At 57.6% G+C, this 20,999-nt stretch carries 18 protein-coding genes; 15 read left to right on the top strand and 3 right to left on the bottom strand.

Going from position 1 to position 20,999, the window contains the following annotated elements:
• Positions 1–2 precede the first annotated feature (2 nt).
• On the bottom strand, positions 3–686 hold the full coding sequence (locus H9Q16_RS20235; protein WP_191077297.1) for a GntR family transcriptional regulator: 684 nt from the start codon (positions 684–686) through the stop codon (positions 3–5).
• Positions 687–1,111: 425 nt separating this feature from the next.
• On the opposite strand from H9Q16_RS20235, the gene H9Q16_RS20230 reads away from it, so the two are divergent.
• The 5 genes from H9Q16_RS20230 to H9Q16_RS20210 all read left to right on the top strand — a co-directional run bounded on the left by H9Q16_RS20230 (position 1,112) and on the right by H9Q16_RS20210 (position 5,796).
• Complete coding sequence (locus H9Q16_RS20230; RefSeq protein WP_246455901.1) at positions 1,112–1,999, top strand: TRAP transporter substrate-binding protein; 888 nt, start codon at positions 1,112–1,114, stop codon at positions 1,997–1,999.
• Between the two features lie 84 nt (positions 2,000–2,083).
• Positions 2,084–2,578: a TRAP transporter small permease gene (locus H9Q16_RS20225; protein WP_191077295.1), complete on the top strand. Its 495-nt coding sequence runs from the start codon at positions 2,084–2,086 to the stop codon at positions 2,576–2,578.
• Complete coding sequence (locus tag H9Q16_RS20220; RefSeq protein ID WP_191077294.1) at positions 2,575–3,885, top strand: TRAP transporter large permease; 1,311 nt, start codon at positions 2,575–2,577, stop codon at positions 3,883–3,885. The genes H9Q16_RS20225 and H9Q16_RS20220 overlap by 4 nt, the downstream gene beginning before the upstream one ends.
• Positions 3,886–3,962: 77 nt before the next feature.
• Positions 3,963–4,706, top strand: a complete 744-nt coding sequence (locus tag H9Q16_RS20215; RefSeq protein WP_191077293.1) for a 3-oxoacyl-ACP reductase family protein — start codon at positions 3,963–3,965, stop codon at positions 4,704–4,706.
• Between the two features lie 169 nt (positions 4,707–4,875).
• On the top strand, positions 4,876–5,796 hold the full coding sequence (locus tag H9Q16_RS20210) for a sugar kinase (RefSeq protein WP_191077292.1): 921 nt from the start codon (positions 4,876–4,878) through the stop codon (positions 5,794–5,796).
• Between the two features lie 238 nt (positions 5,797–6,034).
• Here the strand turns inward: H9Q16_RS20210 and H9Q16_RS20205 are convergent, their stop codons facing one another.
• Together H9Q16_RS20205 and H9Q16_RS20200 are read right to left on the bottom strand one after the other, a co-directional pair.
• Positions 6,035–8,461: a GcvT family protein gene (locus H9Q16_RS20205; protein ID WP_191077291.1), complete on the bottom strand. Its 2,427-nt coding sequence runs from the start codon at positions 8,459–8,461 to the stop codon at positions 6,035–6,037.
• 4 nt (positions 8,462–8,465) lie between these two features.
• Complete coding sequence (locus H9Q16_RS20200) at positions 8,466–9,962, bottom strand: trimethylamine methyltransferase family protein (protein WP_191077290.1); 1,497 nt, start codon at positions 9,960–9,962, stop codon at positions 8,466–8,468.
• Between the two features lie 166 nt (positions 9,963–10,128).
• Here H9Q16_RS20200 and H9Q16_RS20195 point away from each other — a divergent pair, with 166 nt between their 5' ends.
• The 10 genes from H9Q16_RS20195 (at position 10,129) to H9Q16_RS20150 (ending at position 20,868) form a co-directional block, all read left to right on the top strand.
• On the top strand, positions 10,129–10,935 hold the full coding sequence (locus tag H9Q16_RS20195) for a putative hydro-lyase (RefSeq protein WP_191077289.1): 807 nt from the start codon (positions 10,129–10,131) through the stop codon (positions 10,933–10,935).
• Entirely contained in the window at positions 10,932–11,822 is an 891-nt protein-coding gene (locus H9Q16_RS20190; RefSeq protein ID WP_191077288.1) for a LysR family transcriptional regulator, read from the top strand. The genes H9Q16_RS20195 and H9Q16_RS20190 overlap by 4 nt, the downstream gene beginning before the upstream one ends.
• Positions 11,823–11,921: 99 nt before the next feature.
• Positions 11,922–12,962, top strand: coding sequence for a TRAP transporter substrate-binding protein (locus tag H9Q16_RS20185; protein WP_191077287.1), 1,041 nt, complete (start codon positions 11,922–11,924; stop codon positions 12,960–12,962).
• 84 nt (positions 12,963–13,046) lie between these two features.
• Entirely contained in the window at positions 13,047–13,616 is a 570-nt protein-coding gene (locus tag H9Q16_RS20180; RefSeq protein WP_191077286.1) for a TRAP transporter small permease subunit, read from the top strand.
• 3 nt (positions 13,617–13,619) lie between these two features.
• On the top strand, positions 13,620–14,906 hold the full coding sequence (locus H9Q16_RS20175) for a TRAP transporter large permease (RefSeq protein ID WP_191077285.1): 1,287 nt from the start codon (positions 13,620–13,622) through the stop codon (positions 14,904–14,906).
• Positions 14,907–14,925: 19 nt separating this feature from the next.
• Positions 14,926–15,810 carry a 3-hydroxyisobutyrate dehydrogenase gene (gene mmsB, locus H9Q16_RS20170; protein WP_191077284.1) on the top strand — a complete coding sequence of 295 codons (885 nt, stop codon included), beginning with the start codon at positions 14,926–14,928 and terminating at the stop codon, positions 15,808–15,810.
• A 3-nt stretch (positions 15,811–15,813) separates the two neighbouring features.
• A complete protein-coding gene (locus tag H9Q16_RS20165; protein WP_191077283.1) occupies positions 15,814–17,289 on the top strand; it encodes an aldehyde dehydrogenase family protein in 1,476 nt (491 codons plus the stop codon).
• A gap of 2 nt (positions 17,290–17,291) precedes the next feature.
• Positions 17,292–18,551, top strand: a complete 1,260-nt coding sequence (locus tag H9Q16_RS20160; protein ID WP_216859534.1) for an aminotransferase class I/II-fold pyridoxal phosphate-dependent enzyme — start codon at positions 17,292–17,294, stop codon at positions 18,549–18,551.
• Complete coding sequence (locus H9Q16_RS20155) at positions 18,548–19,555, top strand: glutamate cyclase domain-containing protein (protein WP_191077281.1); 1,008 nt, start codon at positions 18,548–18,550, stop codon at positions 19,553–19,555. The genes H9Q16_RS20160 and H9Q16_RS20155 overlap by 4 nt, the downstream gene beginning before the upstream one ends.
• Positions 19,556–19,602: 47 nt before the next feature.
• Positions 19,603–20,868: an aminotransferase class V-fold PLP-dependent enzyme gene (locus tag H9Q16_RS20150; protein ID WP_191077280.1), complete on the top strand. Its 1,266-nt coding sequence runs from the start codon at positions 19,603–19,605 to the stop codon at positions 20,866–20,868.
• The last annotated feature ends 131 nt before the right edge of the window (positions 20,869–20,999 follow it).

The raw sequence follows: 20,999 nt of genomic DNA, 5'->3' as shown, positions 1-20,999 counted from the left end.
TCCTATTCGTCGAAGTACGCTTGATGGGTTGTGTAGATCGCGTCGATCGTTGGTGTCAGGCGGTCAAGATGGATCCGCAGGACGGCATCTGCGGCTTGTTCGTCGCCACGCATCAAGGCCTCAAGAAGCTGCTCGTGATCCTTGTATAAGACATTCATCGCGTCTTTGCTGGTCAAGGCAAGCATGCAAAGGCGGTCTACCTGCGCCTTGTTTTCAGCAATGATTGCGAAGGCGAATGATTGTTTTGCTGACGCACACAACAGCCTGTGAAATTCGTAATCGAGCTGATGAAACTGCTCTGTCTTGCCAGCCCCAATTGCATCGGATTGTTTTCTTAGGTTGGCCTTGAGCGGCCCATCCAGCGACAGGTCGCGATCCCGTGCGGCGGCGCGCACGACCTCAAGCTCAATTGCCGCGCGCACAAACCGCGCGTTGGCAATCAGTTTGCGTGAAAAGGGACGGACAACAGTCGCCCGCTGCGGACGTATCAACAAAAGGTTGAGCTTGGCCAACCTTGTAAATGCCTCGCGGACGGGTTGGCGCGAATATCCGAAAGTCTTGGCAATTTCCGTCTCGGAAATCTTAGTCCCCGGTAGCAACTCGAGCTGCGTGATCTGTTCATAGAGCTTGTCAAAAACAACGTCGCTGCCCGTCGTGCGTTCGAGTGTTTCTTGTACGGCCATCATCGAGCTTCCAGTTCTAAGTTGAGAGGACTTTGCCAGAAATCGATCAATAATGACAGTCAAATTTTGGCTACTAGACGACAGATTCGGAAAAGAAGCGTGGACTATCTACATAATACTATATCGAAAAATATTAATTGTTGACTAGTATCCAAGTTTATGTGTTGAGTTAGCGCCAGACCCGAAGCAGTGATCTGAAAGCTGGCCGCGCTGACACGCCCGCCCACCGGTGGTGGTGCCAGGCTTAGGCAGGCAAGCATTTGAAGGGGCTTGGGCAAAAGGTCGGCCAAACAAGGCTGTCACAAAATTTGAACCTGATCTGGGAGGATATAATGTTCAATTTTTCGATTAAGACTATGGCCGCTACGGCCGTCTTGCTGGGAAGTGTTTCCTTTGCGAGTGCAGATGTCACACTGCGTGGTGCAAGCATGTTCGATGAGGAGCACTCCTTCACAAAGACTCTGCGAGAGTTTGAACGCCTGGTGGCTGAAAACTACGACGGCGAAGTCTCCTTTGACCTTCGTTTGAACGGGGAACTCGGTGTCGAATCCGATTACGTCACCTATCTGAACCAAGGTGTCGCCGTTGACTATACGATCCTCGCGCCATCCAACATGGCTGTGTTTTCCGAGAGCATCCCGTTGATGGATATGCCGTTTCTGTTCCGTGATCTGGATCACTGGAATGCGGTGCTAAGCTCTGACGCGTTTGCACCGCTCGAGGCGGATCTGCGCGAAGCGGCAGGGATTGTGATTGTTGGCTACCACGGCGGCGGTGTACGCAACCTTGCCTCCGCTGAGCCGATTACAAACATGGAAGAACTGGCAGACCACCGCATGCGTGTCATGGGGGCACCCATTCAGGCCCAGACATTTGATGCAGTTGGTGCGGCACCTGCCGCAATTGCATACAACGAGGTCTATAATGCGATCCAGACGGGTGTGATTGCTGGGTTCGAGAACGAAGCCGCCTCTATTCAGAACCTCAAGTTCTATGAAGTCGCGCCTCACATTTCCCTGACGCAGCACACTATCACGGTCCGCCCGATCGTGATGTCGGCTGCGATCTTTGATGAACTGGATGCCGATTTGCAGGCCGCAATCATGACTGCGGGTGCTGAGGCTGGCGCCTTTGGTCGTGCCCTTGAAAGCGGTGCTGACGGTGAAATCCTTCAGGAAATGGCAGACGCAGGCCAGATCGTGATCCATGAGTTTGATGGTCGTGAGAAGATGCTTGAGCTGGTTCAGCCAGTTCAGGATGCCTACGCCGAAGAGCTTGGGGCGACCGAGCTTTTGGAAAACGTGCGCGGCATGTAAGCTTTCAGCAGGTGGGCGGGGCGCAAAGCGCTTTGCTCACCTGCTTCAATCGTGACGCACATTTTTGGCAACTTAGGGCGCCCCATGCTTGGAAAACTCCTTGATCAATTCTGCTTTGGGCTGCGCATTTTGCTGGGCGTCCTGATGGGCGCTTTGTTCATCCCCGTCGCGATGCAGGTCTTGTCGCGTTACACTGGCATCATTCCCTCATTCCTGTGGACCGAAGAGTTGGCCACGTTTCTGTTCATCTGGATCGTCATGATCGGATCGATCGTTGCTGTCTGGGACGGCACGCATTTTGATGTCCGCATCACGCGTGATTTCAAATCTCCGCTTTCGGTCCTTATGCAGAACGGCGTGGTTCATTTGGCCATCATGATTTTTGGTGCATTGTTCCTGTTTTATGGAATTGAATACGCCGAATTTGGTGGCAAGCAGAGGTCGGTGATGATGCGTGCCAACCTGATGATCACCCATATCTCTGTCCCGATCGCAGGTGGCCTTTGGCTGTTGTTGTCAGGCTACCGTTTATCTCAGGAAATTTCGGTATTTCTTGGCCACAAGAACGCGAACGCATGATCCTTGAAACGGCCACCGCCGCAACATTGCTTATCGTCGGGTTTTTGGTGCTGATCTTCATTCGCATTCCCGTCGCCTTTGCCTTGGGTCTTGCTACCATTCCTGTTGTGCTGCTCGAAGTGCGCCTGACGCCGTTCATCGTGCTCGACAGGATGTTCCAATCCTATAACTCATTCATCCTATTGGCTGTGCCGTTTTTTCTATTGGCAGCCAATCTGATGAATTCCGGCAAGGTCACGGACCGCTTGATTGAACTCGCGCGGGTGTTGACCGGATGGATGCCCGGTGGCCTTGGTCATGTGAACGTGGCGGTATCCATGTTGTTTGCCGGTATTTCCGGATCGTCCACGGCGGATGCTGCTGGCATCGGCAAGATCCTGATCCCCGCGATGGAAAAAGAAGGCTACGACACGCGGTTTGCTGTCGCGATCACGGCGTGTTCTTCGGTTATGGGTGTAATCATTCCGCCTTCGATCCTGATGATCGTTTGGGGGGGCGTGATGCAGGTATCCGTTGGTGCGCTATTCCTCGGCGGAGCGCTGCCAGGTCTGATGATTGGCCTTGCCCTAATGGCCACCGTGTATGGCTTTGCAAAAGCCCGCAACTATCCAGTGACCGCCACGCCCAACTGGACGGATTTCTGGGCCGCCTGGAAAGGCGCAGCCCTTGCCCTTTTGACGCCTGTTTTTGTGATCGGCGGGATCGTAGGCGGCCTCGTTACACCGACCGAAAGCGCAATCATCGCCGCCGCATATGCACTTGTTCTTGGCATGTTCGTGTACAGAACGGTTACGCCCAAAGACCTCGGCGGTATCCTTTACGATACCGCCCGGTTTGCTGCGATTTCTTTATTCGCCATCGGCACGGCCTCCGCATTTGGGTGGCTCTTGTCCTTTTACAACGCGCCGCGCCTCATCGTAAGCATGTTGACCGCTTGGGAATTCGGCCCCTTCGGAACAGCCCTTTTGATCGCGGCTTTGTTCCTGATTTTTGGCCTCTTCATCGACGCCATCCCAACGATCATCATTCTGGGCACGGTCTTGATGCCTGTTGCTGCTGCGGGTGGTGTTGACCCGATAGCATTCGCGATCATCGGGATCGTCTCGTTGGCATTTGGCCTGGTAACACCGCCCTATGGATTATGCCTTTTGATCTCGGCGGCGATAGGCGGGCTCAACGTGGTGCAAGTCCTGCGCGAGGTCATCATCATCCTTGCTCCGATGCTGGTCATCCTGGTTTTGCTGGCGGCCTACCCCGAACTCATTCTCTGGCTCCCCAAACAACTGATGCCGGGAGCATTTCCTTAGATGCGGCGTGTTTACACACCGTCCGCATACAACACACCAAACGCGACATCGAAGTCTCGCATTTAGGAAGGTTCGACATGAAACTTGCAGGTAAAACGGCCATCGTCACCGGTGGGGGGCGCGATATCGGTCGGGCCGTGGCGATCAAACTGGCCTCTGAAGGTGCGAAAGTCGCAATAAACTATTTCTCAAGTTCGACCGGTGCAGACCAAGCCGTTGCTGAAATCGATGCAATGGGTGGCAAGGCGATCGCAGTGCAGGGCGATCTAAACAACCAGGCGGATGTGGAGACCCTTGTCGCTGCAGCGGTCTCAGAGTTTGGCGGTGTGGATATTCTTGTCAACAACGCAGGCGGCCTCATTGCTCGCAAAACCATCGCCGAGATGAAGCTTGAGCATTGGAACGCCGTGATGACACTGAACCTGACAAGCACGTTTTTGATGACAAAAGCCTGCCTTGAGCACATGACCTCTGGTGCAATCGTTAACCTCGCCAGTCAGGCAGGCCGTGATGGTGGAGGACCAGGCGCGGTGGCCTATGCAACATCCAAAGGCGCTGTGATGACCATGACGCGGGGATTGGCCAAAGAAGTCGGCCCGCACATTCGCGTCAATGCATTGTGCCCGGGCATGATCGACACGGATTTTCATAATGTGCATACTCCGGACGCAGGTCGGCGTGGGTTTGAGGCGAACGCCCCGCTCAAACGTCAGGGGCACGTGGATGACGCGGCCAATCTTGTGCTGTTTTTGGCCAGCGATGACAGCGCATTTCTGACCGGCACAAACATCGACATTAACGGCGGCATGTTATTCTCTTGAGAGCAAAAGGAGGCGAATGTGTCTGATTATCCAATCGTGCCAGCAGCGACGCATGTCACTCGGCAGGTATTGTCCTGGCATCCAACATGACAGTCGGCTGCATCAGTCTTGATGCTGGTAAACGCGTTGATTGCGGCACGCCGCGCCGTGACAATTTCGTATTGCTGTCATGAGAGTTCTTTCTATCGGCGAATGCATGGCAGAGCTGTCTCCGACCAAGACGCCGGGAGAATTCAGGCTGGGATTTGCGGGCGACACATTTAACACGGCGTGGTATCTCGCCAAAATAGCCCCGGGAATTCAGGTCAGTTACATGACCGCCGTGGGTGACGATGACAACTCAGAACGCATGCGGCACTTTATGCGAAAAAGCGGAATTTGCGACAAACATGTCCGGGTCATTCGGGACAGGACAATTGGCCTTTACCAAATCCATATCCACAACGGCGAGCGCAGCTTTACCTACTGGCGGGGTCAATCTGCCGCGCGGCAACTGGCACAAGATCCTGCGGCGTTGAAGCGCGCAATGGATAGTGCGGATCTGATCTATTTTTCGGGTATCACGCTGGCTATTCTGGATGAGCAATCGCGCAAGTCCCTTTTTTCTAGCCTGCGCCGCATGCGCCAAAAGGGCAGGGTCATTGCCTTCGACACAAACCTGCGGCCCCGGTTGTGGACCAATTCGCAGGACATGATCGACACAATCATGCACGCGGCGGGCTTTGCAGACATCATCATGCCCTCTTTTGAAGACGAAGCCGAATGGTTTGGGGATGCGAGCCCGCGTGCGACTCTTGATCGTTACAAGCAGGCAGGCGCAGATCGCATCATCGTTAAGAACAGCGATCAGTCGGTGACGTATTTTGATCACGGAACCTATGGTGAGGTCGCAGTAGAAGCGGCCGATGATGCGATAGATACAACGGCCGCGGGGGATAGTTTCAACGCAGGTGTGTTGGCAGAGATCCTGGGGCAAAACGATTTGGAGCAAGGCATTTTGCAAGGATGCGCATTGGCCAGACAAGTCGTACGCCAATCGGGGGCCCTTGTGGATGTGCGTCGCACCGTGCGCGGATGCGACACGCTATGAAAGAGACATGAGAAGACTTTGGAGGACCGGTTAATTGGGACAAGCCACGCGACCCGCAAAACCCTACCTCTCGGTTACGCGAACGCTTTAAAGATAATGGGATCCCCCTCAGCAACTTGATCGTTGTAATCGCCGTAGATCTCAGTTCCTTGAACACGCTTATGGTGGCTCTCAGTGGTGGTTACGGCATCGGGCTTGGGGGCGTTTTTCGCTGAGTTAATGGCAGTTTCCGACCTGGTCAGCATTTCATGCGAACGTTTTCAGGATCATAGACGTGGGGGTTGTGACGAATCGCGGTGCGGTCTTTGCCCAGCACTCGCACCGCACAGCTCTCGGCCTCGCGTAGAGTGCCGCTTTCCACATAGCCTAGCACGAGGTTCTTTCCCGTTCGGTAACCATGGCTGGCCGAGGTTACGTAGCCAATTACAGTGTTATTTTTCACGATCGGGACCGATGGCATCGGCTCAGGTGCGGTGTCCGTTATTTCAAGCCCCACCCATTCCCACGCGGCACTGGTCTGAGATTGTGCCAGCACCGAGTCTCGCCCCACAAAATTACCTTTCTTCATATTGGCGAAACGGTCCAAACCCGCATCAAAAAGCGTGTACTCCGTCCCGAAATCAGCACCCCAGCCGTGATAACCCTTTTCGATCCGCATCGCGTTCAGTGCAAATGACCCGAACTGGCAACCTTCGACTTTCCCGACATTGGTCATGATCGCCTCATAGACATCGACAAGATGATCTGAGGGTAGATGAAGTTCCCACCCCAACTCACCCACATAGGACACCCGCATCGCGATAAGGGGCACACCGGCCAGCGTGATTTCAGCGACCGAGAGCCAGGGAGCCGCTTCTGCGGACAGATCGGCATTGGTCAGCGGTTGCAAAACGTCACGGGATTTCGGGCCCATGACCATCAAAGCCGCATCATGAGTGTGGCCGCGGCGCAGGCTAACGCCATCCTTTGGAAGATGGGCCTTCAGCCAGTCGAAATCCCTCAGATCGGCCAATGTTGGGCCGCAAAGTAGGAACCGATCCTCCGCCAGTCGTGCGACTGTGGCCTCGGACCGGATATGCCCCTTTGGGGTCAGCATGTAGCTAAGGCGCACCCGACCCGTTTTCGGGATGCCGCCGCAGACGAGTTTGGACAGAAAAGCCTCAGCGCGCGGGCCCTGCAGATCGTACTTCGTGAAGCCGCCGTGATCCATCACGCCGACGCTGTTCGCGATCGTCTTACATTCCAGCGCCACAGCGTCCTGCCAGGGTTCGTGATGGAACGACAAATCTGCATCACCGCCGTCTTTGATAGTCTCAGTCTGGAACCAGAAGGCGCGTTCCCACCCGCCGATCTGGCCCATGACCGCGCCGTCCGCTTTCAGGCGCTCGTAAAGTGGCGTTGTTTGTACCGGGCGTCCGCGCTGCATGTTCCGGTGTGGATAGGGAATAGCGTATTGCAGATCGTAGTGTTGCGACGCGCGTGCATGGGCATAATCCTGCGTGGCCCAATCGCCAAAACGGCGCGGGTCCCAGGCCGCGAGATCCCATTCAGTTTCGCCCTCGGTGATCCATTCAGCCATCGCTTTGCCAATCGCCGCAGAATGGGTGATGCCGACCTGTACGCCGGTGGCGTGATAGAAATTCGGCGCGCCCGCCGCCGGACCAACCAATGGCAGCGCGTCAGGCGCATATGCGATGGGGCCGTTCACAAATCGCTGCGCACCTGCCTCGCCCAACAGCGGGACATGGGCCATCGTCGCTTCCAACACGTCGAGAATATCCTCCACACTGTCGGGGAAAAGCTGATGCGCAAAGTCATCGGGCGGCCCATCTTTTTGCCAGGCGGGACGCCCGTCATGCGCGTATGAGCCGACAAGAAACGCGTTGCGTTCGCGGCGCAGGTAAAACCGGATGTCGGGGTCGCGCACCAACGGGAAAAGGTCGGGATGCTTTTCAAGCGCCTGGAGCGGCTCGGTCACGAGATACTGGTGCTCTAGCGTTATGACGGGGGCATAGAGACCGGCCATCTCGGCAATTTTGCCCCCATAAAAACCACCTGCGTTGATCACGATCTCGGCCCGGACGCTCCCCTTGGCGCAGGTCACGTTCCACTCGCCCGAGGTAAGGCGTTCGATCCCTGACACCGGGGCAAAGCGCTCGATTTGCGCGCCCAGATCGCGTGCGCCCTTTGCAAGAGCCAAGGTCAGTTGGCTGGGGTCTATATCGCCCTCGTAAGGATCAAGAATGCCGCCCAGCACAGTGTCATCCGGATGCCAGAACGGGTGCATGTCATTCATCTCGGATGGGGTCAGCATCGCCAGATCGAACCCCGCACTGGCTGACACGCCGCACAGGTGACGAAACAAATCCATCCGCGCCTCTGAATGAGCGGGCCAGAACGCTTGCGTATGGCGGTAGGTAATGGCGCTATCTACCTTTTCGGCCAGATCCTTGTAGAGCGACCAGCCATAATTGCCAGCGCGCATCCCCAGCCAGGAAGTTGCATATGTCGGGATGTTGCCTGCTGCATGCCAGGTTGAACCAGAGGTAAGCTCATCTCGTTCCAGCAGCAGCGTATCGGTCACCCCGGCCAAGGCCAGATGGTACAGGATCGAAGTGCCAACGGCCCCTCCGCCGATCACAACAACGCGAGCAGTGTCTTTCATCGTCTCAACTTTCTTCAGGCAGGCGAATATCAAAAGCGGCGCGGATTGCCGCTTCCCGCGCGGCGGGCAGGTGGCTTGGCTGTTCGGCCAGCAATGCCGCGGTACGGTCCTTGGCGACATCCCAGACCGTGCGCGACCCGGCGTCCATCCAGTCAGAAATGCTTTGCCGGTTGCCGATGCTTGGGTATACGTATTCGGTTTTCATCAATTCCAGCGTTTGCGCCTCGCCCAGGTAATGGCCCGCGCCCGTTGCGACCGCTTCGATCCGATCAAGGTCAATCGCGGTGTTGGTCATCTCCACCCCGCGGACAGTGCGCAGAATGGCACCACACATGTCGTCGTCGATGACCAGTGCTTCGCGTGATGCAGCCATGATCGAACCAAGCATGCCAACGCTTAGGTTAATCATATCCGCTCCCGCCTGAGCCGAAAGAGCAACGGTGTAGCCCTTTTCATATCCCGCCTGGGCATCGGGTGTCTTGGCATCGGTCATCCCGGCAGAGGCGGTCGATGGCAGACCAAGGTGCAGCAGCAGTTGGGCGGCAGCGGCGGCGGCGACGGCCGCCTCTCCCGATCCGCCAGTCATGGCACCGGTGCGAAGGTCCGAGATGAACGGCATGAAGGCAAAGATGCAAGGATATCCCGACTCAATCACATCCACGACCATCAGACCGGCGAGTGTCTCAGCGAGGCCCTGGGCCAATGCTCCTGCCAGGGTGACCGGGCTTGTGGCGCCCGCCTGCGCGGCTGTGCAGATTTGCAAAGGCATGCGATGTGCCATCGCGCGTTGCATGATCTCAAGCCCTTCAGGCGCATAGCGCAGCGGAGACACAGCATGCACGATCACGCCAAAGCAGAAAGGCTGTGCGCGAAAACCGCCCTCGCGACCGAGTGCCAAGTCGAACATAGACACGACCGGATCCATATGAGCGGCACTGTCAAAGCTGATGCCGATGGGTTTGTCGCAGGCCTTGAGACAGGCAAATCCGGTGTTCATGTCCAGCAAAAACGGTTGGTCCATGTCACGCGCGATCACCGGGCGCAGGCCGTAATGTATATTGGGCAGCTGTCCGACAAGGCGCATCAGATCATAGAGGTCACCAAGCTGCGCTCCGCGAAAACTGCCCGTCGAGCTGTCGAGAATCTCGGTAGCGGCCCCGCCTGTACCGATGTGGACAGAGCCTCCGCCAATCGTCAGCCCCCGGTCTTCGACATATCCCGGCAGGTTGACACGTTGCGCCGCACGCGCGATGGCGGTTTCAACCATGGCTTGGGGAAAGCAAATACGGCCATCGGCGCGCCGGGAGGCGCCCGCTTCGACCATACGCCGGGCGAGGTCCGCCGGGCATTCTCCGATCCCTGTATTCGCTAGAATGTCAATTGCAGCCTGAATGATCCGGATCACGCCACCCGTGTCCAAAGGACGGAAACGGCCCCCTTGCGGGGGGACGGCAACAGACGCCGTTGCCACGGTGGTCCGGTTTCTTGTTCTGCGTGCCATCATGCGTCTTTCAAGGGGCGCGTTCCCCGCCAGACTGCACAAGCCAATTTGATGAAGGCAATTCAAAAATTCGACGTTCCGGATGAGAGATTTTCACTCACACACGGGTTCCTCTATGACTTTCTTTAGGTGTAGCGTGAACAAGTCCTACCCGTGAAAGCTGGCCATGACGCTTGATACCCCCTTCGATGAAGGCGACTTATGTGCAGTGCGCGCGCGGATTCGCAGCGGTGAATTTACCGCGCCCACGTCACGCTGTGCGCCAGGGCGGATGCAGGTGAACATGGTCATTCTTCCGTCCGAACAAGCGGAGACCTTCAGAGCGTTTTGTGATGCCAATCCGCGTCCATGCCCGTTGTTGGCCGTGTCCGCACCTGGCGACCCGAGACTTCCGGTTCTGGGGCCAGATATAGATGTGCGCACAGATTTGCCCGGCTACCGGGTTTGGGAAAACGGCGCAATCACCGATGAACCGATCAATATCACGACCCTTTGGCGCGACGATCTTGTTGCTTTTGCCCTTGGTTGTTCGTTTGGTTTTGATGCGGCGGTGGCGGCAGCAGGCATCGAGGTGCCGCATGTTACGCAAGGGCGAAACGTCCCCATGTATGATAGCACTATAGCCCTGACCCGCGCTGGCGTTTTTGGCGGGACCATGGTTGTTTCCTTGCGGCGATTTCTGCAGGACCGTCTGAATGAAGTTGTTGAGATTTCACGCCGATTTCCGCAATGCCATGGAGCGCCTGTCCATGTGGGTGATCCTGCTGAAATTGGAATTTTGGATATTGAGCAACCAGACTACGGCGATCCGCCGGTTGGAACGGGCGTTCCAGTTTTCTGGGCATGTGGGGTCACGCCTCAGGCGGCGCTGAGGCGCGCACGTCTGCCCTTTGCGATTACTCATAGTCCGGGCAAGATGCTCGTTTGTGATGTGCCTGCGACGTACGGCGAAATTCTGAATATCGCGTCATGAAGCGGATCACGCTCGAAACCTTTATCGCACTGGCGCATCTGCGGCACTTTGGAAAAGTTGCCAGCCAACTGAACACGACGCAATCCACCGTGTCGGCCCGGATTGCCGGGCTTGAGCGTGATCTGGGCGCAGAATTATTCGCGCGGAGTTCAAATTCCGTTGCGCTTACCCCAAAGGGGCGCGAACTGCTGACCCACGCCACCGAAGTGATCGCGAGCATGGATCGCATGTCGCGGGCTGTTGGTGTTGACCCCTACCGTGAAGGCACCTTACGTCTGGGCGTTTCCGAAACGCTCGCCTCGACCATCCTGCCCGGGTTCATCGGCGCATTTTCCGCGCAATACCCTAACTCAAGCGTAGAGATCATCGTCAACAACACCGGCTTTCAACGGGATCAACTGGTGGAACGGGGACTTGATTTGGCACTCTTGATGGGGCCTGTCTCGCATGCGCTGATTGCCAATGTGCCATTGCTGGAATTACCAATGATTTGGGCCGTTGCACCCGATCACCCACTTGCCGCTTTGAGCGAGGTGACGGTTGAGGCACTGGCTGCTCATCCAATCCTCAGCTATGCGACGAATTCGCGCCCCTATATCGAGCTAGTGGAGAGCCTGCGTCTTGCGGGTATTCGGACCCCCCGACTGTTTTCGTCCAATGCCTTGGGGGCCAGTGTTGCGATTGCGCGGGCGAGGCTGGCGGTTTGTACAGCGCCGCGGATTTATGCGGACGACTTTATCAAGGCTGGGAAACTAGCTGAAATCCAAACCCCCATCGGTCTCAGTCCGCTCTTCTTCACGGCCTCCTATCGCACTGAACCGGGCAACGAACTGGCACGCGAAGCAGCGGAAATTGCTGCCCGGATCGCGCAGGAATGGGTGCCATAAGGATCGAAAAAAACGATTGTGATTGAGTAAAAACGACAATTGGATTCGATTGCGTGGATTTCATAGCCTTGGACTATGTCTTCTCAAGGAGTGAATGAAATGAAACTGCCAAGTCTATCTGCACTCGCCCTTGTTCTGACCGCGGCCCCACTGGTCGCCCAGGACTTGCCCGAAACCAAACTGAATGTTGTCGGCTCTTGGGGTATGGTGTCGATGTATACCGACTTCACACAACCGTTTTTCACAAAGACGCTGCCCGAACTCTCGGGTGGTGCGATTACGGCCGAAATCCGCCCGTTCAACGAATTGGGAATGGATGGCTCGGAAATCATTCGTCTTGTTGAGCAGGGCACACTTCAGTTTGCCGAGACGCCGATGGGCTATCTGATCGGTGACAATGCACTGAACGGTGGCAACGATCTGCCTGGCCTTGCTTCGGATATTGCGACTGCGCGCGCCATTTCCGACGCTTGGAAACCGGTGATGGCCGAAGAGTATCGCACAGCTTATGGCGTTGAGTTGCTGGGCGTATATCCTTATTCGGCCCAGGTGGTTTATTGCCGCGACGCATTGTCGGGTCTGTCGGATCTGGACGGGCGCAAGATCCGCGCATCTGGCTCTGCCATTGGGGATTTCGTCGATGCACTTGGTGCAACGGCCGTTTCCATGAGCTTCGGCGAAGTGGTGCAAGGGTTGCAAACTGGGGTTATTGACTGTGCAATCACCGGATCAATGTCGGGTTTCAACGCCCGTTGGAACGAGGTCGCCACGCATATTTATGAGTTGCCTATCGCTTGGTCGCCCGTGGTTCTGGTCGCCAATGGTGCGCTCTGGGATAGTCTGGATGACAGCGTTCGTAGTTTCCTGACCGAACAATTCACGGCCTTTGAAAACGAGGTATGGGAAGGCGCGGGTCGCGAAACTGCAGAAGGCTTTGCCTGCAATGCAGGTGAAGCGGCGTGCACCCGTGACAATCCCGGCAGCATGACCCGTGTCGCGGTTAGCGAGGCTGATATCGCGTTGCGAGACAAAATCCTGCGCGATGTGGTGCTTGCGAATTGGGGCGAACAGTGCGGCGCGGAATGTGTCGCGACCTGGAACGCATCCGTCGGATCGGTTGCGGGTATGTCAATTGAATAGGGTCGGTGCCTGACTTGAACACCGGCTGCGCGGTCCGTGCTGCGCAGTCGACCCTCAAGCCAATGTGGGGCATCTGGATACACCGTGTATAAGTTTGCTGAACGTGTTTCCACATGGATGGCGCGCATCTGCGGTGTGGCGCTTTTGGTGTCGGTTGCCATGATTGCGATCGAAGTGGTCAGTCGCAAGCTGTTGGGGATCAGTGTTGTGAATGCCGACGAGGTGGCTGGCTACGTCCTGGCGATTACGGTCACGTGGGGGTGCTCTTTGGCGATTGTTCGACGCGCTCACGTGCGTATTGACATCCTGCACGCGCAATTGCCGCGGGCGGGACAGGCAGCCCTTGATCTACTCGCGCTGGTTTCTTTGTTCGCTTTTGCTGTTTTCCTTGCTTGGTTTGCGACAGGTCTGTTTGGGAATTCCTGGCGCACAGGTGCTGTTTCAAACAGTCAGATGCAGATCCCGCGTTGGATCCCCCATGGGTTTTGGGCGGCGGGTCTTTGGATATTCGGGGCAGTAACGGCAATTCTGATCGCAGAAAACATCCGCGCGTTGCTGCGCCGCGACTTGACGGCGGCACATGAGATTGCCGGTGTGCGCGGTGCGCAGGAAGAAACCGACGCCGAAATCCGTGACGCACAGGAGCGCAGATAACCCATGTTGATGACTGCGCTTCTTCTCTTGATCGTCTTGATCGCGCTCAGCCTGCCGATTGCGGCGGCCTTGGGAGTTATGGCAGTCACGTTGGACCGTACGTTTGGATTTTTGCCGCTCTATCAGGCGTCGGGCGAGGTTGCATGGACAGCCTCATCCGGCTTCCTTCTTATGGCGATCCCACTGTTCGTGCTGCTTGGTGAGATCATGCTGCGCTCTGGCGTAGCGGACGCGATGTATGACGCGTTAGCCAAATGGCTGGGTTGGCTTCCGGGTGGGGTGATGCATGCCAACATTGGAGCCTGTGCTCTTTTTTCGGCTACCTCCGGGTCGTCAGTGGCAACGGCGGCCACGATTGGCACGGTGGCTGTGCCGCAAATTGACCGGCACGGATATGGACCCAGGCTGTTCCTGGGCACGCTTGCAGCTGGCGGTACACTCGGCATTCTGATCCCGCCATCGGTGAACCTGATTATCTACGGCATTTTGACCAATACGTCGGTCCCGCAACTTTACATTGCAGGGATCATTCCCGGGCTCATGCTGGCCTGGCTGTTTATGGCGGCGATCATTGCCATTGTGCTCTTGCGACCCGAGATGGCAGGTCACCGCGCGCGCTATACCTTGGCTGAGCGGTTCGCAGGCACAATCGGCGTTCTGCCTCCTATTCTGGTTTTTGTGGTGGTGATCGGGTCGATTTATGCCGGGTTCGCCACGCCGACCGAAGCTGCCGCCTTGGGTGTCGTCGCCGCATTGATCATCGCGGCCGGGCGCGGACGGTTGAACTGGAAAATGCTGAACGAGGCACTGGAGGGCACGGTCGTGACCACGGCGATGATCGTGCTGATCATCATAGCGGCCTACATCCTTAACATGATTCTATCCGGCATCGGCCTGACGTCCCAGTTAAACCAGTTTGTGACGGGGCTTGGGTTGACGCCTATGCAGATGTTGCTTGCGGTTGTGATCTTTTACGTCGTGCTTGGGTGTTTCATGGAAACCTTGTCCATGATGATCACGACGATACCTATTATCGCGCCATTGATGTTCAGCCTTGGTTTCGATCCTGTCTGGTACGGGATCGTCATGATGATCCTGATTGAAACCGCCTTGATTACCCCGCCCATCGGGTTGAACCTCTATGTGGTACAAGGCGTGCGCGGGCGCGGCCCAATGACAGATGTAATGCTGGGGGCCTTGCCTTTCGTCGCTGCCATGGCCGCGATGATTGCGCTGCTCGCCCTGTTTCCGAACCTGGCATTGTGGCTGCCAGATATGTTGATGCGCTGACTATGGAAAGTGAGGATTGATGGCAATTATTGCATTTGTCGGACTAGGTACCATGGGTCAGCCCATGGCGCAGGTGTTGCGGGCGGCGGGTCATGATGTTTTGGGTGTGGATGTCTCCCCTCAGATGCGTGCCCGGTTTAGCGGCGCGGTAGAGCCAAGCGCCGAAGCCATTGCTCAGGCTGAAATCATCGTCACCATGCTGCCCGAAGGGCGCCATGTGACCCAAGTCCATACTGACATCATCCTAAAAGGAGCGGCGGCGGGCGCGTTGCTGATTGATTGCTCCACCATAGATGTCGACACTGCGCGCGACCTGGCAGCACAAGCCGAGGCAAAAGGGCTGGTGATGCTGGACGCGCCCGTATCGGGAGGGCCGGCAGGGGCCGAGACAGGTAGCCTCAGCTTTATGGTCGGCGGCTCGAACGAGGCCTTTGCTAAAGCCAGACCTGTGCTTGAAGCAATGGGGGCGAAGATCACGCATTTTGGACCAGCGGGCTCGGGGCAGGCGGCCAAAGCGTGCCATAACATGATCTGTGGCATCACTGCGATGGCAGTGATGGAAGGTTTTGCGCTGGCGGATGCGTTAGAGCTTGATCTGCATAAGTTCTATGCGCTTTGCGCTGGCGCTGCTGCACAAAGCTGGACCCTCGAAAACCGTTGCCCCATTCCGGGTGTTGTGCCTTTAGCACCGTCATCCAATGACTTTGCACCCGGTTTTGCATCTGCGCTTATGGCAAAGGATTTGCGATTGGCACAGGCCGCCGCCAGTTCCACCGGTCAGGCCACGCCTTTTGGGGCCGAAGCGGCGCGCGCCTTCACCGAATTCGCTGAAGCGGACGGTGGTCTGGATTTTTCTGCGATTTACAAAACGTTGCGGGCACTGCCCGATCAAAGACAGGACTGACACATGGCACTTCTTAACTACACCTTGCCCACCGAAGGGCTTGCCGGGTCTTTCATAGACGGTAAATGGCACTGGCCGGACAGCGGAGAAAAACTGGCGGTTGAAAACCCGTCGCGCCGCGAGGTGATCTGCGAGATAGGGCGTGGCACAAAAACCGAGATTGATCTGGCTGTTGCCGCCGCCGAACGCGCGCGCCGCGACTGGTCCGCGCGACCGGCGTCTGAACGGGGTGCAATGTTGACGGAATTGGGCAATCGGCTGAGCACCCACGCCGAGGAGATTGCGCGCGTACTTGCCGCGGAAAGCGGAAACGCGGTACGAACACAGTCGCGCGGCGAAGCCGCAGGTGCCGCTGGCGTACTAAAGTATTACGGCGGTGTTGCCGTTGAACAAAAGGGCGAGACACTGCCATTGGGGCCGGGGATTTTCTCCTACGCCACGCGTGAACCGCTGGGGGTCGTCGGGTCGATTATCCCGTGGAACTCGCCGCTGCAGTTGGGCGCGGTCAAGATCTCGATGGCGCTTGCAACCGGCAATTGCCTGGTGCTGAAGCCTGCCGAAGACGCGCCCCTGGCAGTCCTCAGGCTAGTGGAACTTGCTGCCGACATTTTTCCGCCTGGCGTTTTCAATGTGGTGACAGGGTTGGGTGAAGAAGCGGGTGCTGCCCTGGCCAGTCACCCTGGTATTGCCAAGGTTTCCTTCACAGGATCGTCCGAGGTCGGCAAGCTGGTCGCCCATTCAACCGCCGACAGGATCGCCAATGTGACGCTGGAACTGGGCGGCAAGAGCCCCTGCATCATCTTTCCCGATGCCTGTACGCCAGAGCGGATCGATGCCACGGCGCAGGGTGTTGTAAACGCCATGCGATTTGCACGTCAGGGGCAAAGCTGCACCGCCGGGTCGCGCTTGTTTGTGCATGCCTCGGTCTGGGATGATCTGATGCCCCGCGTTGCCGAGAAAGCTGCGGCCATGACGGTGGGCGATGCGCTGGACGAAGACAGCGACATTGGTGCGGTGGTCAACGCCGAGCGTTATGACGAGATATGCGCTTTTGTCGCCGAAGCCGAAGCCCAAGGCGCGACATTCCTGACTGGCGAGACACCCACAACCACTGACGCAGGATTTCATCCTATCCCGACGATCCTGACAGGGCTCGACAACTCATGGCGCATTGCGCGTGAAGAGGTTTTCGGGCCGGTTCTGATCGCCATACCGTGGAAGGATGAGGCCGACATGATCGCCCTGGCCAACGATACGCACTACGGGCTGGCGGCCTTTATCTTTACCCACGACATGAGCACAATCATCCGGATGACGCGTGCCATCGATGCAGGTTGGGTTCAGGTCAATCAGGGTGGTGGGCAGATCCCTGGCATGTCTTATGGCGGGATCAAGCAGTCGGGCATGGGCTCCGAATACTCCATCGAAGGCGCGCTTGAGGCCTATACCTTCCGCAAATGCGTGACCGTGGCGATCTGAGAATGGACAAGGACCGTTTTGGCAATGTCATTGACTCGTCTGTCGGCTTTGCCCGGGGGCGGCATCTGACAGACAGTGCGGCGGAAATCCGGCGCCTGCGCCACGCCCAAAGCGTCGCGGCGGGGGTGGTGAGCGTGAAGGGCATTGAAGCCATCGGCATCTTCACCGGCAACCCGCGCTATTTTCCTTTGAAACCCGAAGACCTCGACTCCTATTGCGAGGAATGGATCGGTCCGGGCCTCTTTGCCAGTGAACTGGCAGAGGTCGCGATTGCCCATTTCGGGGGGGGAGATACGGCGGCCGTGACCAACCGCACGAGTGCAGGGATTGTTGCGGCGATACTGGCCTTGTCGGACGGGCGACCTGTGGTGTCTGTCGTGCCCGACGGCGACCGAAGCCATGCGTCGGTTGTACGGGGCTGTAATTTGGCGCGGGTCGAACTGATCGAAATACCCGGCAGCGCGGTGCCTGCTGCAACCATTTATGAAAACCGCCCTGCTTTGATGGTGTTGACCACGGTAACCAGTACGCTGGCGCGGTTGCCGGACGACCAGACAGAGGTTGCCATATCCGCAGGCAAGGCTGCAGGTGTCACTGTTTTCATGGACGAGGCCTATGGCGCACGGCTCCGGCCCGTGCTGCATGGTGGCTCCAAAAGCCTTGCGATGGGCGCGGATTTCGCGATCACCAATGCCGACAAGGCTGGGCTGTCTGGGCCACGGGCTGGCATCCTCTGCGGGAGTGCACAGCCGGTTCTGGCGACACTGGCCAAGGCCTCAGAGCTGGGGCAGGAGGCCCGTGCGCCGATAGCAGCCGGGGCGATGCGGTCGCTGCAGGCTTTCGATCCACAGCATTTGCAGGATGAGGCGCGCGACGGTCAGTCCATTGCCGACGCACTGGCAGATGCCTGGGGCGAGGATGTGGTTCTGCGTTCGGACCTTGGCCCGATGCTGGATGAACAGGATGTTCTGACCCGGGTGCTTATGATGGCGGGGCGCGATACTGCAAACATCGTACCGGCCGAGGCAACCGCAGCCATGGGGATGATCCTGTTGCGTGACAATGGGGTGCTGACGGTTAACACACATGGTGCGCCGGGCGGACGTGTTTCGCTGCGCCTGAAGCCCACTGCCGGAGCGCTGGACGCAGTTGGCGGCGCGCCTGTTTTGGTGGAAGCACTTGACCGAGCCGCAGGGATTGTGGCCGAGCGTCTGGATGACGCAGCTTGGTTCGAGGAAACGCTATTTGGGGGCCCCGTATGAGCGACTTTGTCAAATACGACGAACGGCTGGATCGGCTGGTGAACCTCGATATCGGCAATCGCGGGATCGAACCGCTTTATGATGCCTCCCGTGCGCTGGCCGGTGGTCCGCTAGTGGGTGCGGCGGCAGACAGATTGTTGGCGATCCCAGAAGGCGGCACAGTGATCGTTACAACCGGATCTGTCTCGCGCGCATGGCTTTCGCCGGAACTGGGCGAAAATGATGGCCCATCTGGTGCAGCGGCGATCGTGCGGGCCTTGTGGCTGGCGCGCAAGGCGACCACTGTGGTTATGATCGAAGAGACGTTAATGGCGCCCATTGCAGCTGTCCTGCGGGCCTGCGGCCTTGCCGTGGTCGATCACGCGACGGCCCTGCAAGCCAGTGCTGACGGGTCGATGGCCTGCGTTGTTCTCGAACCCTATCCGGTGGAGGATGCAGCGGGGCAGGCGGCGGCAAGCGAGGTCTTGGATCGCTTTAGACCGGATCTGATGTTTTCAACGGAACGGGTCGGACGCAACGAGAACGGCATCTATTACAACATGCGCGGTCGAGACTATGGCATGGGGCGCGCGCGTATCGACATGCTGTTTGACGCAGGTCTGTCGCGGGGTATCCCGGTGGTCGGGGTAGGTGATGGCGGCAACGAAATAGGCATGGGTCTGGTTGCGGAAGCAGTCCGGGTATCCATTCCCTATGGTGATATAGGCGATTGCCGCTGCGGCGGCGGGATCGGTGCTGTCAGCGGTGCAGATGTCCTGGTGACGGCTGCCGTGTCGAACTGGGGATGCACCGCGATCTGCGCGGCAATGGCGCTTCGCGCTGGCGATGCCCGCCTGCTTCACACACCTGTGATGGAAGCACGTCTTCTGCAGGTGATGACGGTCAACGGTCTGATCAATTCCGCCGATGGGATCATCGATCCGCATGTCGACGGTATCCGGGACACAACCCACATTGCCTTGGCCGAAATGGTCGGGGCCATCGTTCACAAGGCACTGGCCTGAACCGAATTACGACAAACCCTTGGCGGTCTCAGAGAAGGCAGACACCAATGATTACCGAAAACCCCACCTTGATGTCCGAAATCCGCGCGCGTTTTGCCCATGTTGAGAGCTGCCCCGAGGCCGGACCCCGTATCTTCTTTGAGAACGCGGGCGGCGCTCTGACCCTGAAGAGCGTTGTGGCCACGTCTAACCATTTTGCGGCGATCCCCGACAACCAGGGGCGGGATAATGAAATGGCACATAAACTGGTGCGCGTGATTGATCAGGCCAAATCTGACATGCGCGAGTTTTTAAATGCGCCGAATGGTGACATTTTCGCCGGTGAAAGCGGGACGGAGCTGCTCTTTCGACTGGTCATGAATGCTGTCTTAGAGACGCAAAACGGTGGCGTTGTCCTCGGATCTACGCTTGAACACCCCGCGACCCGAAGCGCCTGCACACGCTGGGCGAAAGTGGCCGGAAAGCCCTACATTCAGGTGCCGCACAATGATTCAACAGGCTGTGTTACCGCCGACGACTACATCCCCCACCTGCGCCCTGACATTCGGGTGGCCACGATCCTGCACACCTCACCGGTGACGGGCATGGGCGTCGACGTGGCGGCGGTGGCAAAGGCAATCCGCGCCGTTGCACCAGATGCGATTATCATCGTTGACGGCATCCAACACGCCAGCCATGGGCTGATCGACATCAAAGGTTACGATATCGATGGTTATGTGATTTCTCCATACAAGGTGTTTTCGCGCCACGGCTATGGGATCGCGTGGACGTCACCCCGATTGAACGCGCTGCCGCATGACAGCCTGATCGGTGGGCCCGAGGGCAATTGGGAGCTTGGGACCCGCGACACAGGCGCCTATGCAACGATGTCCGATGTGGTCGACTACTTCGATTGGCTGGGCAGACAGGTAAGCGACGCGCAAGACAGGCGCGCGCGGATCGAGGCGGCGGGGGCTGCCATTCATGAACATGAACAGGCGCTGACAAATGCTATGATCTCTGGCACCGGGAACCTCGCCGGGTTGGCGGACTTGCCGGGCGTAGGTATTCTTGGCGGCGCGGATAATCCAACGCGTGAGGGTCTGGTCTCCATCACGCTGGATGGCATGGATGCCCCTGATCTGGTATCAGCCCTGCGGGCGCTTGGCATCCGCACCCATACCCGCAAAGCTGACCACTATTCAGGGAACATCCTGAACCCGCTGGGTCTGCCCGCTGCCGTTCGGGTATCGATGTGCCACTACAACACACTGGACGAGGTCTCTGCCTTTCTGACGGCGATGCGTGAAATTGTGGACAGGCAGGGCGTCTAAGGCGAAACGTTATCGGAGATACACTGGTGGGTTCCAGCCGAATGGCCGGTTGGAGCCCAAATCGACCAAGGCTGCGCCGTGCACCAATGTCGGACAACTGCCGTTAGCCGAAAGTTTCTTTGCACCCTATC

Source organism: Sulfitobacter aestuariivivens, assembly GCF_014763045.1.
Taxonomy (GTDB): domain Bacteria; phylum Pseudomonadota; class Alphaproteobacteria; order Rhodobacterales; family Rhodobacteraceae; genus Sulfitobacter; species Sulfitobacter aestuariivivens.
This window is presented reverse-complemented; position numbering and strand designations above follow the sequence as displayed.

Excerpts from the sequence above, each read along its gene's own strand:
- H9Q16_RS20235 (WP_191077297.1), bottom strand. The coding sequence starts at position 686 with ATGATGGCCGTACAAGAAACACTCGAACGCACGACGGGCAGCGACGTT.
- H9Q16_RS20230 (WP_246455901.1), top strand. The coding sequence starts at position 1,112 with ATGTTCGATGAGGAGCACTCCTTCACAAAGACTCTGCGAGAGTTTGAA.
- H9Q16_RS20225 (WP_191077295.1), top strand. The coding sequence starts at position 2,084 with ATGCTTGGAAAACTCCTTGATCAATTCTGCTTTGGGCTGCGCATTTTG.
- H9Q16_RS20220 (WP_191077294.1), top strand. The coding sequence starts at position 2,575 with ATGATCCTTGAAACGGCCACCGCCGCAACATTGCTTATCGTCGGGTTT.
- H9Q16_RS20215 (WP_191077293.1), top strand. The coding sequence starts at position 3,963 with ATGAAACTTGCAGGTAAAACGGCCATCGTCACCGGTGGGGGGCGCGAT.
- H9Q16_RS20210 (WP_191077292.1), top strand. The coding sequence starts at position 4,876 with ATGAGAGTTCTTTCTATCGGCGAATGCATGGCAGAGCTGTCTCCGACC.
- H9Q16_RS20205 (WP_191077291.1), bottom strand. The coding sequence starts at position 8,461 with ATGAAAGACACTGCTCGCGTTGTTGTGATCGGCGGAGGGGCCGTTGGC.
- H9Q16_RS20200 (WP_191077290.1), bottom strand. The coding sequence starts at position 9,962 with ATGGCACGCAGAACAAGAAACCGGACCACCGTGGCAACGGCGTCTGTT.
- H9Q16_RS20195 (WP_191077289.1), top strand. The coding sequence starts at position 10,129 with ATGACGCTTGATACCCCCTTCGATGAAGGCGACTTATGTGCAGTGCGC.
- H9Q16_RS20190 (WP_191077288.1), top strand. The coding sequence starts at position 10,932 with ATGAAGCGGATCACGCTCGAAACCTTTATCGCACTGGCGCATCTGCGG.
- H9Q16_RS20185 (WP_191077287.1), top strand. The coding sequence starts at position 11,922 with ATGAAACTGCCAAGTCTATCTGCACTCGCCCTTGTTCTGACCGCGGCC.
- H9Q16_RS20175 (WP_191077285.1), top strand. The coding sequence starts at position 13,620 with ATGTTGATGACTGCGCTTCTTCTCTTGATCGTCTTGATCGCGCTCAGC.
- mmsB (WP_191077284.1), top strand. The coding sequence starts at position 14,926 with ATGGCAATTATTGCATTTGTCGGACTAGGTACCATGGGTCAGCCCATG.
- H9Q16_RS20165 (WP_191077283.1), top strand. The coding sequence starts at position 15,814 with ATGGCACTTCTTAACTACACCTTGCCCACCGAAGGGCTTGCCGGGTCT.
- H9Q16_RS20160 (WP_216859534.1), top strand. The coding sequence starts at position 17,292 with ATGGACAAGGACCGTTTTGGCAATGTCATTGACTCGTCTGTCGGCTTT.
- H9Q16_RS20155 (WP_191077281.1), top strand. The coding sequence starts at position 18,548 with ATGAGCGACTTTGTCAAATACGACGAACGGCTGGATCGGCTGGTGAAC.
- H9Q16_RS20150 (WP_191077280.1), top strand. The coding sequence starts at position 19,603 with ATGATTACCGAAAACCCCACCTTGATGTCCGAAATCCGCGCGCGTTTT.